12 protein-coding genes are annotated in these 12,184 nt (G+C 65.1%); 5 read left to right on the top strand and 7 right to left on the bottom strand.

Annotation, left to right across the window (positions count from 1 at the left end):
• Positions 1–160: 160 nt before the first annotated feature.
• Positions 161–451, top strand: a complete 291-nt coding sequence (gene groES, locus AC4BAR_RS07595; protein WP_490627246.1) for a co-chaperone GroES — start codon at positions 161–163, stop codon at positions 449–451.
• A gap of 43 nt (positions 452–494) precedes the next feature.
• Positions 495–2,147, top strand: a complete 1,653-nt coding sequence (gene groL, locus AC4BAR_RS07590; RefSeq protein WP_490627245.1) for a chaperonin GroEL — start codon at positions 495–497, stop codon at positions 2,145–2,147.
• 109 nt (positions 2,148–2,256) lie between these two features.
• Here groL and pgi read toward each other — a convergent pair whose 3' ends face one another.
• The 3 genes from pgi to AC4BAR_RS07575 form a co-directional block, all read right to left on the bottom strand.
• Entirely contained in the window at positions 2,257–3,837 is a 1,581-nt protein-coding gene (gene pgi / locus AC4BAR_RS07585; RefSeq protein WP_490627244.1) for a glucose-6-phosphate isomerase, read from the bottom strand.
• Positions 3,838–3,839: 2 nt separating this feature from the next.
• Positions 3,840–4,787, bottom strand: a complete 948-nt coding sequence (tal, locus tag AC4BAR_RS07580) for a transaldolase (protein WP_490627243.1) — start codon at positions 4,785–4,787, stop codon at positions 3,840–3,842.
• A gap of 228 nt (positions 4,788–5,015) precedes the next feature.
• Entirely contained in the window at positions 5,016–6,122 is a 1,107-nt protein-coding gene (locus tag AC4BAR_RS07575; protein WP_490627242.1) for a porin, read from the bottom strand.
• Positions 6,123–6,424: 302 nt separating this feature from the next.
• Between AC4BAR_RS07575 and coq7 the strand changes: the two genes are divergently transcribed.
• Positions 6,425–7,054, top strand: a complete 630-nt coding sequence (coq7, locus tag AC4BAR_RS07570) for a 2-polyprenyl-3-methyl-6-methoxy-1,4-benzoquinone monooxygenase (protein WP_490627241.1) — start codon at positions 6,425–6,427, stop codon at positions 7,052–7,054.
• A gap of 72 nt (positions 7,055–7,126) precedes the next feature.
• On the opposite strand, the gene AC4BAR_RS07565 is transcribed toward coq7, so the two are convergent.
• Entirely contained in the window at positions 7,127–7,576 is a 450-nt protein-coding gene (locus AC4BAR_RS07565) for an OsmC family protein (RefSeq protein ID WP_490627240.1), read from the bottom strand.
• 301 nt (positions 7,577–7,877) lie between these two features.
• Here AC4BAR_RS07565 and ilvA point away from each other — a divergent pair, with 301 nt between their 5' ends.
• Together ilvA and AC4BAR_RS07555 are read left to right on the top strand one after the other, a co-directional pair.
• Positions 7,878–9,437, top strand: coding sequence for a threonine ammonia-lyase, biosynthetic (gene ilvA, locus AC4BAR_RS07560; protein ID WP_490627239.1), 1,560 nt, complete (start codon positions 7,878–7,880; stop codon positions 9,435–9,437).
• 15 nt (positions 9,438–9,452) lie between these two features.
• Positions 9,453–10,565: an anhydro-N-acetylmuramic acid kinase gene (locus AC4BAR_RS07555; RefSeq protein ID WP_490627238.1), complete on the top strand. Its 1,113-nt coding sequence runs from the start codon at positions 9,453–9,455 to the stop codon at positions 10,563–10,565.
• A 12-nt stretch (positions 10,566–10,577) separates the two neighbouring features.
• Here the strand turns inward: AC4BAR_RS07555 and erpA are convergent, their stop codons facing one another.
• The 3 genes from erpA to AC4BAR_RS07540 form a co-directional block, all read right to left on the bottom strand.
• Positions 10,578–10,943, bottom strand: coding sequence for an iron-sulfur cluster insertion protein ErpA (erpA, locus tag AC4BAR_RS07550; RefSeq protein ID WP_490627237.1), 366 nt, complete (start codon positions 10,941–10,943; stop codon positions 10,578–10,580).
• A gap of 82 nt (positions 10,944–11,025) precedes the next feature.
• Entirely contained in the window at positions 11,026–11,421 is a 396-nt protein-coding gene (locus AC4BAR_RS07545) for a bactofilin family protein (protein ID WP_490627236.1), read from the bottom strand.
• Positions 11,422–11,444: 23 nt separating this feature from the next.
• Complete coding sequence (locus tag AC4BAR_RS07540) at positions 11,445–12,155, bottom strand: DUF6776 family protein (RefSeq protein ID WP_490627235.1); 711 nt, start codon at positions 12,153–12,155, stop codon at positions 11,445–11,447.
• Positions 12,156–12,184: the final 29 nt, after the last annotated feature.

Below are 12,184 nucleotides of genomic sequence, written 5' to 3'. Positions count from 1 at the left end.
GCGCGAAGCGGCAGGCCCACCCTTGAAAGCCGGACAAAAGACCTTATGATTAGCACTCGCGCAGATGGAGTGCTAACAACATCCGCTGCCCGTTGCCCGGCGTCGGCCCTGCCCGCCGCCCACCGTTTGCACCATCTTTATGTTTAAAACAGGAGAACCCATGAAACTTCGCCCCCTGCACGACCGCGTCATCGTCAAACGCATCGAGAGCGAGACCAAGACCGCCTCGGGCATCGTGATCCCTGACAACGCCGCAGAAAAGCCGGACCAGGGCGAGATCCTGGCCGTGGGCCCGGGCCGCAAGACCGACAAGGGTGAAGTGATTGCCCTGAACGTGAAGGTCGGCGACCGCGTGTTGTTCGGCAAGTACAGCGGCCAGACCGTCAAGGTCGACGGCGACGAGTTGCTGGTGATGAAGGAAGACGACCTGTTCGCGGTCGTCGAGAAGTAATCCCCCCCGCCCCCATTAACTGACTGAATTCGGAGATATCAACATGGCAGCAAAAGACGTCATTTTCGGCGGCGAAGCCCGCGCACGCATGGTTGAAGGCGTGAACATCCTGGCCAATGCGGTCAAGGTGACCCTGGGGCCCAAGGGCCGCAATGTGGTGCTGGAGCGCTCCTTCGGCGCCCCCACCGTGACCAAGGACGGTGTGTCCGTGGCCAAGGAAATCGAGCTGAAGGACAAGCTGCAGAACATGGGCGCACAGATGGTCAAGGAAGTTGCTTCCAAGACCTCCGACATCGCCGGTGACGGCACCACCACCGCCACCGTGCTGGCCCAGAGCATCATCCGCGAAGGCATGAAGTACGTCGCCGCCGGCATGAACCCCATGGACCTGAAGCGCGGCATCGACAAGGCCGTGACGGCCCTGGTCGCCGAGCTGAAGAAAGCCTCCAAGGCCACCACCACCTCCAAGGAAATCGCGCAAGTCGGCTCGATCTCGGCCAACAGCGACGAAACCATCGGCCGCATCATCGCTGACGCGATGGACAAGGTCGGCAAGGAAGGCGTGATCACCGTGGAAGACGGCAAGTCGCTCGAGAGCGAACTCGACGTCGTTGAAGGCATGCAGTTCGACCGCGGTTACCTGTCGCCCTACTTCATCAACAACCCCGAAAAGCAGGCCGCCCTGCTGGACAACCCCTTCGTGCTGCTGTTCGACAAGAAGATCAGCAACATCCGTGACCTGTTGCCCACGCTGGAGCAAGTTGCCAAGGCCGGCCGTCCGCTGCTGATCATTGCCGAAGACGTCGAGGGCGAAGCCCTGGCGACCCTGGTGGTCAACACCATCCGCGGCATCCTGAAGGTCGTGGCTGTCAAGGCCCCGGGCTTTGGCGACCGCCGCAAGGCCATGCTGGAAGACATCGCCATCCTGACCGGTGGCAAGGTCATCGCTGAAGAAGTCGGTCTGACGCTGGAGAAGGTCACCCTGGCCGATCTGGGCCAGGCCAAGCGCATCGAAGTGGGCAAGGAAAACACCATCATCATCGACGGCGCCGGTGCCGCTGGCGACATCGAAGCCCGCGTGAAGCAAATCCGCGTGCAGATCGAAGAAGCCACCAGCGACTACGACCGTGAAAAGCTGCAAGAACGCGTGGCCAAGCTGGCCGGCGGCGTGGCCGTGATCAAGGTTGGCGCGGCCACCGAAGTCGAAATGAAGGAAAAGAAGGCCCGCGTGGAAGACGCGCTGCACGCCACCCGCGCTGCGGTGGAAGAAGGCATCGTGGCCGGTGGCGGCGTGGCCCTGCTGCGTGCCAAGCAATCCGCTGGTGTCATCAAGGGCGACAACGCCGACCAGGAAGCCGGCATCAAGCTGGTGCTGCGTGCAATTGAAGCGCCGCTGCGCGAGATCGTTTACAACGCCGGTGGCGAAGCCTCGGTGGTCGTGAACGCCGTGCTGCAAGGCAAGGGCAACTACGGCTTCAATGCCGCCAACGACACCTACGGTGACATGATCGAGATGGGCATTCTGGACCCGACCAAGGTGACCCGCACCGCGCTGCAAAACGCCGCGTCCGTGGCCTCGCTGATGCTGACCACCGAGTGCATGGTGGCCGAGGCGCCGAAGGAAGACGCCGGCGCCGGCGGCATGCCTGGCGGTGGCATGGGCGGCATGGGTGGCATGGGCGGCATGGACATGTAAGCCCTGGCGCGCCCCTGGGGCGTGCCTGCCGAACAAAACCCCCGTCGGGCGCCAAGCCCGGCGGGGGTTTTTCTTGGTTGGGTGAGAGGGGGACTGGTCTGAGAGGCGCCTATTCGGCGCAGATTTTCTGCAGCAAGCCCGCACTGGACGCGTCCAGACCGGTGGTGTCACCGCTGGCCAGCCGCTCGGCCATGCCGCGCGCCAACACCTTGCCCAACTCCACACCATGCTGGTCAAAGCTGTTGATGCCCCACATGCTGCCGGCCACAAACACCCGGTGCTCGTACAGGGCCAGCAAGGCGCCCAGGCTGCGTGGGGTCAAGGCCTCCAGCAGCAGAAAAGTGCTGGGCCGGTTGCCCGGGAAATGGCGGTGGCCGTCGGTGTTGGCTTCCCCCAGCATCAGCGCCTGGGCCTGGGCCAACGCGCTGGCCAGCAGTTGGCGGTGGTGGCCCGGCATGCGGTGGCTGTCCTGCTTGACGGCGATGAACTCCACCGGCACCACCTCGGTGCCTTGCAGCAGCATCTGGAAATAAGCGTGCTGGCCATTCATGCCCGGCTCGCCCCAGACCACTGGCGCGGTTCGGTAAGTCAGGGGCTGGCCCGCCATGTCCACCCGCTTGCCGTTGCTCTCCATCTCCAGTTGCTGCAAATGGGCGGGCAGGCGGCGCAGGGCGCTGCAATAGGGCGCCACATTGCGGCTGCTGAAACCCAGAAAGTTGCGTTGCCACAGGTCCAGCAGGCCCAGCCGCACCGGCAGGTTGGCCTCCAACGGCGCGCTGCGGAAATGGCGGTCCATCTCATGGGCACCCGCCAGCAGTTCGCGAAAACCCTCGGCGCCGATGGCCATCGCCACCACCAGGCCAATCGCCGACCACAGCGAGTAACGGCCGCCCACCCAATCCCAGATGGCAAATCGGGTGCGCATGCCCAGCGCCTGCCCCGCCAAGGGGTCGGCACTCAGGGCGACGAAATGGCGGGCCACGTCACTGCCGCCCTGGGCATGGAACCAGCGCAGCACCGACAAGGTGTTGCCCATGGTTTCCACGGTGGTGAAGGTTTTGGAGGCCACCAGGAACAAGGTGGTGGCCGGGTCCAACATGTCCAGCACCGCAGCCAGGGCGTCACCATCGCCGTTGGACACGAAATGGAAGCGCTTGCCCTGCGTGACAAAGGGATCGAGCGCCAGCACCGCCATCTGCGGCCCGAGGTCGGAGCCCCCAATGCCAAGGTTGACGATGTCGGTGATGCGCGCATCGGCCCGCACCTGCTCGGCAAAGGCCAGCATGCGCTCGCGCTCGGCGGTCACGGCCTGCCAGGCCGCCAGCAAGGCCGGCGTGGCAGGCTCGGGGGCGGTGGGGCACCGCAGCAGCGTGTGCAGGGCCGCGCGGCCCTCGGTGGTGTTGACCGCCGCGCCGGCATACATCGCGTCGCGGTGGGCTTCCAGACCACACTCACGCGCCATGTCCAGCAGCAGGCACTCGGCCTGGTCATCGATCAGGTTTTTCGACAGATCGGCAAAGACTTCCGGCGCCTGCTGGCTGAAACGGGTAAACCGGCCTGGGTCGGTGGCAAAGGCCTGGCGCAAATCGAAGCCACCCACTGACCTGAACACCACGGCGGCATGGTCTTGCAGCCGGGGCCAACTCGCGGTCTGGTCGCAGCGCAAGCGCTGCGGCATTGGGAGCGCCATGGTCAGGCAGCCTGCATGAGCTGTTCGAGCCTGACCGCGTCGGCCACAAAGGCACGTATGCCCTCGGCCAGCTTGTCGGTGGCCATGGCATCGGCATTCAGCGCATAGCGGAAGCCGGCCTCGTCGAAGTTGACCGGCGGCAGGTCCAGTGCCCGGGCCTGATCGGCATTGAGTGCGCGGCTGAGCGGGGCCTCGCTGGCGGCCAGCTGGGCCAGCAGTTCGGGGCTGATGGTCAACAGGTCACAGCCCGCCAGCGCCACGATCTGGCCGGTGTTGCGAAAGCTCGCGCCCATGACCTCGGTGGCAATGCCGAAATGTTTGTAGTGTTGGTAGATCTGCCGCACCGACTGGACGCCAGGGTCGTTGGGGCCGGCCTGGGCCGCGTCGTCCCAGGCGGGGCCGGCGGCTTTTTTGTACCAGTCGTAGATGCGCCCGACGAAGGGCGAAATCAGCTTGACCCTGGCCTGCCCACAGGCCACCGCCTGGCAAAACGAGAACAGCAGCGTCAGGTTGGTGTGGATGCCGCGCGACTCCAGCCGCGCCGCGGCCTGAATGCCTTCCCAGGTGGCGGCGATCTTCACCAGCACCCGGTCCACCGGCACCCCCTCGGCCTGGTACAGCGCCACGATGCGCTCGGCCCGGGTCACGGTGGCCTCGGTGTCAAAGCTCAACCGGGCATCAACCTCGGTCGACACCCGACCGGGAATCGTGGCCAAAATTTCGCAGCCAAAGCGCACGATCAACCGGTCCATGACCTCGTCCAGTGGCCGGTCACGGAAACGCGCCACCACCGCCTGCATCAGCGGCCGGTAATCGGGCTTTTGCACCGCCTTCAGAATCAGTGAGGGGTTGGTGGTGGCGTCCTGGGGCTGGAACTGGGCCAGCTGGTGAAAGTCACCAGTGTCGGCCACCACGGTGGTGTACTGCCTGAGCGCGTCGAGTTGGTTCATATTTGATTGTCAGTCCAGCCGGAAGGCGCACATTGCCTCCCGACAGGCCAGCGCGCAAAGCAGGCCGGCGACGGAGATTCTATCGGTGTCCATTCGGCCTGAACGCCGTCACCAACAGGCAGGGTCAGCGGGCGCGGTTCCACACCGGTACGGGCAAAAAAAAACCGCCGGGCCCTGAGGCCCAGCGGTTTTTGTTGTGGTCGCAAAGCTGGTCAAGCCAGCCTTGGATCAGAACGCGTGGCGAATGCCCAGGTCCAGACCGGTGGTGTTGCCACCAGCAACGGTCGTTGCACGGCCGTTGTTGAAGCCGGTGCCGGTGCCCTTGTTGTTCACACGACCGTAGGTGGAGTACAGCGCAGTGCGCTTGGACAGGTTGTAGACGTAGCCGATGCCGATTTGGTCGGCGTCGTTTTCGGTGTTGGCCACGTTCACGCGAACATAGGACACCTTGACCAGACCGGCACCCAGCGGCACGGCAGCGGCCAGACCGAACAGCTTCTGGTTCGGGTTGGCAACGCTCTTCACCTGCTCCTTGTTGTACAGGGCGGTGATCTTGGCCACGCCCAGGTCGTAGCTGCCGCTCAGAGCGGTGGTCTGGTAATTGCCAGTGGAGAACTTGGTCGACAGGGTGGCCACGGACACGTCGAACGGACCGTTGGCGAAGCCCAGGCGCACAGCACCGGTGTTGCCGTCGTTCTTGGTGGCGCCGACGTTGCTGGCGTTTTCACCTTGACCAATGGCCAGCTGGCCGTAGAAGCCACCCAGGGAGTTGGGCGTGAAGTAGGAGTAGCCGTTGGTCAAGCGCAGTGCCGGCAGGGTGGTCAGGCCAGCGGTGCCAGCGGTGGTGCCGATGGCGGAGCCAGAGATCAGGTTCTGCACGGTGGCCGAGCCCACGAAGGTGAACGGGTCAAACGCGACTTGGCTGTTGAACACCGGGGTGTAGTCACGGCCCAGACGCACTTCACCGAAGTTGCCCGACAGGCCAACGTAGGAGGTGCGGTTGAAACGGAAGCCAGCGTTGGAGTTGGCGATGTCGGTGGCACCGGAAGTTTGGTTGTTACCGTTGGTGGTGAAACCAGCGCCGCTGTCGGCCAGGACGGAACCTTCCAGCACGAAGTTGGCCTTCAGGCCGCCACCCAGGTCTTCCGTGCCACGCACGCCCAGACGGCTGGACGAGTTCATGCCAGAGCCCACTTGACGGGCGATGTGGCCATTGCCTTCGCCGGCAACGCGGTTGAAACCAACGTCAACCACGCCGTACAGGGTGACGCTGGATTGGGCGGAAGCGGCACCAACGGCAGCCAGAGCGGCCAGAGCGATCAGGGACTTTTTCATTGAGAAGATCTCCAAGGTTAAAAATTTGGGCATCAGACTGGCCAGTCCAGACGTCGCTTTCGGCGAGCACCTGCTGCACTCACATCTCTGAGCCAACCTTCATTTCTGAAAGCTGACGCAATTGCACCAGACGCAGCCCCGGTTGGCAAAGGATTCACCCGCCCAGACCCGGCATCCCGGCCATTTCGTCGCATTGGCACAACAAAGCCAGGCCGAGCCGGGCATCGGGGCCGGGCACAGCCAAGGCCGCAATCCCTCTATCATCAGCGGGAACTCCCCAGTTGAACCTGACCTTGCCCACCATGGACGCCCTGCTGAACGCCGCCGACACCGCCCTGCGCACCCTGTTTGCCACGCCCTCGGCTCGCCGCACCTGCCCCACCGTGCCCGAGGCGCTGGCCTCGGGCGACCCTGTGCTGAACGCCGACGACAAGGCGCTGGCCGGTGCCCTCATGCGGGTCAACCATGTGGGAGAGGTCTGCGCCCAGGCCTTGTACAGCGCCCAGGCCCTGGCCACCCGCAGCCCGGCCTTGCGGGCCCAATGCCTGGAAGCTGCGCGGGAGGAAACCGACCACCTGGCCTGGACCCAGGCGCGGCTGGACGCGCTGGGCGCCCGACCCAGCCTGCTCAACCCGTTGTGGTACGCCGGGGCTTTTGGCCTGGGCTATGTGGCGGGCAAGCTGGGGGACCGGGTCAGCCTGGGTTTTGTGGTGGAAACCGAACAGCAGGTCGAGGCCCACCTGGCCGACCATTTGGAGCGCCTGCCTGCGCTGGACCACGCGTCGCGCGCGGTGGTGGCGCAAATGAAGGACGACGAGGCCCGCCATGCCCGCGAGGCCAGGCAGGCGGGCGCGGCCGAGATGCCCGCCCCAGTGAAAGGCCTGATGCGGGCGGCCGCCAAGCTCATGACCACGGTGGCCCACCGCATCTGAGCCAGGCCCCCGCGGCCCATCACTCACTTTTTGACAGCTCAATGCCCGGCACAGGTGCTGGGCAAAGCCAAGTCAGGCCTCGATCAGATCGAAACCGGTGGTGATCTCCGCCGTTTTGCCCAGCATGATGCTGGCCGAGCAGTATTTGTCATGGCTCATCGCGATCGCCCGCTCCACCGCGCTGGCCGGGATGCCCTTGCCGGTGACGGTGAACTGCATGTGGATCTTGGTGAACACCTTGGGGTCGGTGTCGGCACGCTCGCTGGTGAGTTTGACGCTGCAGCCCCGCACATCGTGGCGGCCGCGCTTCAAAATCAGCACCACGTCATAGGCGGTGCAGCCGCCGGTGCCCGCCAGCACCGTCTCCATGGGCCGCGGGGCCAGGTTCTGGCCGCCGTTCTCGGGCTTGACGGCGTCGGGCGCGCCGTCCATCAACAGCGTGTGGCCGCTGCCGGTTTCGGCCACAAATCCCATGCCCGAGCGGGCGCCGGTGGCGCCGGTCCAGCTGACGGTGCATTCCATGTTCAACAACCTCCTGGTGCACCCCCGCGGTGCGCGGGGGTCTGTGTTTGACAAAATGCCGGCAAAACAGAGAGCCGACCCTAAAAAAACCCCGGAAACTCGGCCTTGGCATGTTGCGTTGCAGCACGAGCTGGCTATACTGAAATCCAGTTCAGAGAGAGTTCAGTGCCTCTTGTCTCCTCCACCTCCTCAAAAGGGTGGATTCAGCCCCGGGTTTCACACCCCGGGGCTTTTTTCTTGGGTGTCGCATCGTAAGGCACCCGCCGGGCCAGGGCCTATCATCGGAGGCTCGAGGAGCACCATGACCCATCCTTCCCGCGCTGCCGCACTCAAGCCTGCCGATTACCTGAAAAAAATCCTGAACGCCCGCGTCTACGACGTGGCGGTGGAGTCGGCGCTGGAGCCGGCCAAAAACTTGAGCCGCCGCCTGGGCAACACCGTGCTGCTCAAGCGCGAAGACCAGCAGCCGGTGTTCAGCTTCAAACTGCGTGGCGCCTACAACAAGATGGCCCACCTGACACCCGCCCAGTTGAAGAAGGGCGTGATCTGCGCCTCGGCTGGCAACCATGCCCAGGGCGTGGCCCTGGGCGCCAAGCGCCTGGGCACCCGGGCGGTGATCGTCATGCCCACCACCACGCCGCAGCTCAAGATCGACGCCGTGCTGGCCCTGGGGGGCGAGGTGGTGCTGAGCGGCGACAGCTACTCCGACGCCTACACCCACGCGGTCAAGCTGGAGAAGAAAGATGGCCTGACCTTTGTCCACCCCTTCGACGACCCCGACGTGATTGCCGGCCAGGGCACCATTGCCATGGAAATGTTGCGCCAGCACCAGGGCCCGCTCGACGCGGTGTTTGTGGCCATTGGCGGTGGCGGCCTGATCGCCGGCGTGGCCAACTACATCAAGGCGGTGCGGCCCGAGGTCAAAGTCATCGGCGTGCAGATGAACGACTCCAACGCGATGATGCGTTCGGTGACGGCCAAAAAGCGGGTCACGCTCAGCGACGTGGGCCTGTTTTCCGACGGCACGGCGGTCAAGCTGGTGGGCGAGGAAACCTTCCGCATCAGCCGCCAGCTGGTGGACGAGTTCGTCACGGTGGACACCGACGCGGTGTGCGCGGCCATCAAGGACGTGTTTGTCGACACCCGCAGCATCGTTGAGCCGGCCGGCGCGCTGGCGGTGGCCGCCATCAAGCAGTACGTGGCCAAACACAAGACCAAGGGCGCAACCTACGCAGCCATTCTGTGTGGCGCCAACATGAACTTCGACCGGCTGCGCTTTGTGGCCGAACGGGCCGAGGTGGGCGAAGAGCGCGAGGCGCTGTTCGCCGTGACCATTCCCGAAGAACGCGGCAGCTTCCGCCGCTTCTGCGAACTGGTGGGCAACCTGCCGGGCAACCCGCGCTCGGTGACCGAGTTCAACTACCGCATCAGCGACGCCCAGCGCGCCCATGTCTTCGTCGGCCTGACCACCCATGGCAAGGGCGAAAGCCAGAAGATCGCCACCCAGTTCAGCAAACACGGCTTCAAGGCGCTGGACCTGACCCATGACGAACTGGCCAAGGAGCATGTGCGCCACATGGTGGGCGGCCATTCGGCCTTGGCCAAGGACGAGCGCTTGATGCGCTTCGAGTTTCCCGAGCGCCCGGGTGCGCTGCTGAAGTTCCTGAGCCTGATGCAGCCGGGCTGGAACATCAGCCTGTTCCACTACCGCAACCAGGGCGCCGACTATGGCCGCATCCTGGTCGGCCTTCAGGTGCCCAAGTCCGACGACAAGGCCTTCCGCCAGTTCCTCGCCACGCTGGACTACCCGCATGTGGAGGAAACCGCCAACCCGGTTTACCAGCTCTTCCTGCGCGCCTGAGGCACGGCAACGGCCATGACGGACCTGTACCTGGGACTGATGTCGGGCACCTCGCTGGACGGGGTGGACGGCGTGCTGGCCGATTTTTCGGCCGAGCGCCCGCAGCTGCTGGCCCATGCCAGCCAGGCATTTTCACCGGCGTTGCGGGCGGAACTGCTGGCCCTCAACACCGCGGGCCACAACGAGTTGCACCGCGCCGCGCTGGCCGCCAACGCGCTGGTGCGGGTGTACGCGCAGGTGGTGGCCGACACGCTCGCTCAGGCCGGTGTGGCCGGGCGCGCGGTACAAGCCATCGGCGCCCATGGCCAGACCGTGCGGCACCGCCCGGGTGAACACGACGGGCTGGGCTACACCTGGCAGATCAACAACCCCGCCCTGCTGGCCGAGCTGAGCGGCATCCGGGTGGTGGCCGATTTCCGCAGCCGCGACCTCGCCGCCGGCGGCCAGGGGGCACCGTTGGCCCCTGGCTTTCACCAGGCACTGTTTGGCCAGACTGGTCAGCCCTTGGCAGCGCTCAACCTGGGCGGCATTGCCAACCTGAGCCTGATCACGGCCGACAGCGCGGTGCAAGGCTTTGACTGCGGCCCGGCCAATGGCCTGATGGACCACTGGTGCCAGCAGCACCGTGGCCAGCCCTTTGACGCCGATGGCGCCTGGGCGGCCAGCGGCCAGGTGAATGCCGGCTTGCTGGCGCGGCTGCTGGACGAGCCCTATTTCGGTCAAACCCCGCCCAAAAGCACCGGCCGCGACCTGTTCAACCCGGACTGGCTGGCCGCCAGGCTGGCCGCTGGCCCCACCGCGCTGCCGCCGGCAGATGTGCAGGCCACGCTGGCGGAGTTGACGGCGCGGACCGTGGCTGCTGATTTGCAGCAATACAGCGTGGGAGCCACCGAGCTGGTGGTGTGTGGCGGCGGCGCCTTCAACACCCACCTGATGGGCCGGCTGCAAGCCTGCCTGCCCGCGCTGCGGGTGTTGTCGTCGGCCGAGCGGGGCATTCCGCCGCAGCAGGTGGAGGCCTGCGGTTTTGCCTGGCTGGCCAGGCAGACGCTGCTCGGTTTGCCGGGCAACCTGCCAAAAGCAACGGGCGCCCAAGGCGCCCGTGTGTTGGGGGCTGTCTACCCCGCGTGAGTCGGCAAAGGCTCAGGTCGAGAAGCTGGAACCGCAGCCGCAGGTGGAGGTGGCGTTGGGGTTCTTGATGACGAACTGGGCACCCTGCAGGTCTTCCTTGTAGTCGATCTCGGCGCCCACCAGGTACTGGTAGCTCATGGCGTCGATCAGCAGCGACACACCGTTTTTGGTCATGGTGGTGTCGTCTTCGTTGGTCACTTCATCGAAGGTGAAGCCGTACTGGAAGCCCGAGCAGCCGCCGCCCTGCACAAACACGCGCAGCTTCAGTTCGGGATTGCCCTCTTCGGCGATCAGGTCGGCCACCTTGGCGGCGGCACTGTCGGTGAACACGATGGGGGTGGGCATGTCCGTCTGGATGTCTTGCGCGACTGCACTCATGGGAATCTCCGGTAATCTGACCAAAATACTAAGCTATTCTAGCCAACTGCGTTCGCAGTAGGGATTTGAACAGCCGCCAGCGTCAGCTGTTGCTGGCCGCCAGCACCAGCGCAGGCTGGTCTTTCTCGTTGGCCAACGGGACCAGACGGCCGGCGATCAGCGCACCCTGGTGCATTTCCAGCGCCTTGTAGGTCACGTCCCCTTCGATGCGTGCGGTGGGCTGAAGTTCCAACAGCTCGGCAGCCCGCACCGGGCCCACCACACGGCCGTTGATGATGACGTGGTCGGCGTGGATTTCGCCGGTGACCACGGCGCTCTCGGCCACCACCAGGATGCTGGGCCGGCCCTCGATGGCCAGCACATTGCCATTGACCTTGCCGTCGATGCGCAGCCCTTCACCAAAGCTGATGTGGCCCTGGATGGTGCTGTCGGCGGCGATCAGGCTGCGAATGGGGGGTTGTTTTTTGCGGTTGAACATGGGTTTTCCTGAAACGGCCGGGGCTAGAGCTTGATGCTGTGCGACGCCCGGGTGGCGGAACCTTCTGTCACCTTGACCGACACGGTTTTTACCACGGTGGCCGGTGGCAAGTCCACCACGCCGTCCACCCGCCGGTACTGGCGAAACACCAGTGCCTGCGGGCCACCGGGCAAGGTCATGCTCCAGGGTTTGCCATTCTGCAGGCCAGACAGCGTGAGTTCCAATTGGCCATTGAATTCGGGGCCCTTGCGGGCCGGCTGCAACACCAGCAACTGCCATTTGAGCTGCATGCCGCCGCCCAGCACCTCGGCCTGCAGGCTGCGCACGCTGATGGCGTTGCCGCCTTCGGCCGGAATCAACTGCTCGAAAAAGCCCAGGTCGTCACGCAACGCGCGGTTCTCGGTTTCGAGCTGCTTGATCTGTTGAACCAGCTTCTCCTGCGCCACCTGTTCGGCCACCAAAAGGCTGTTGGCCGCTGGTTGGCTGGCGGCGGCTTGGCTGCGCTCGGCCCGCAGCCGGGTGACCTCGCTGCGCAGCGCCAACAGTTCGGTCTCCCGCCCCTGGTCCAGGCCAGCGATGTGTTTGCCGAACTCGAAGGCCCACAGGCTGATGGCCGCGCAAAACCCCAGGGCCAGCGCCCAGACGATCCAGCGCAGGGGCCAAGGCATGGCACTGCGCACCGCCATGCGCGGGGCACTGATGGTCAAACGGCGGCGGAGCAGGCGAAAACGCATGGAACAGACTGGGCCAAAGGAGCGCCAGT

This window comes from Rhodoferax sp. SPJ4 (assembly GCF_058216275.1).
This window is presented reverse-complemented; position numbering and strand designations above follow the sequence as displayed.

What these genes read in the sequence shown, in the direction of transcription:
- AC4BAR_RS07540 (WP_490627235.1), bottom strand. Translation starts at nt 12,155, where the DNA reads ATGCGTTTTCGCCTGCTCCGCCGCCGTTTGACCATCAGTGCCCCGCGC.
- tal (WP_490627243.1), bottom strand. Translation starts at nt 4,787, where the DNA reads ATGAACCAACTCGACGCGCTCAGGCAGTACACCACCGTGGTGGCCGAC.
- groES (WP_490627246.1), top strand. Translation starts at nt 161, where the DNA reads ATGAAACTTCGCCCCCTGCACGACCGCGTCATCGTCAAACGCATCGAG.
- ilvA (WP_490627239.1), top strand. Translation starts at nt 7,878, where the DNA reads ATGACCCATCCTTCCCGCGCTGCCGCACTCAAGCCTGCCGATTACCTG.
- AC4BAR_RS07575 (WP_490627242.1), bottom strand. Translation starts at nt 6,122, where the DNA reads ATGAAAAAGTCCCTGATCGCTCTGGCCGCTCTGGCTGCCGTTGGTGCC.
- AC4BAR_RS07565 (WP_490627240.1), bottom strand. Translation starts at nt 7,576, where the DNA reads ATGGAATGCACCGTCAGCTGGACCGGCGCCACCGGCGCCCGCTCGGGC.
- coq7 (WP_490627241.1), top strand. Translation starts at nt 6,425, where the DNA reads ATGGACGCCCTGCTGAACGCCGCCGACACCGCCCTGCGCACCCTGTTT.
- erpA (WP_490627237.1), bottom strand. Translation starts at nt 10,943, where the DNA reads ATGAGTGCAGTCGCGCAAGACATCCAGACGGACATGCCCACCCCCATC.
- AC4BAR_RS07555 (WP_490627238.1), top strand. Translation starts at nt 9,453, where the DNA reads ATGACGGACCTGTACCTGGGACTGATGTCGGGCACCTCGCTGGACGGG.
- pgi (WP_490627244.1), bottom strand. Translation starts at nt 3,837, where the DNA reads ATGGCGCTCCCAATGCCGCAGCGCTTGCGCTGCGACCAGACCGCGAGT.
- AC4BAR_RS07545 (WP_490627236.1), bottom strand. Translation starts at nt 11,421, where the DNA reads ATGTTCAACCGCAAAAAACAACCCCCCATTCGCAGCCTGATCGCCGCC.
- groL (WP_490627245.1), top strand. Translation starts at nt 495, where the DNA reads ATGGCAGCAAAAGACGTCATTTTCGGCGGCGAAGCCCGCGCACGCATG.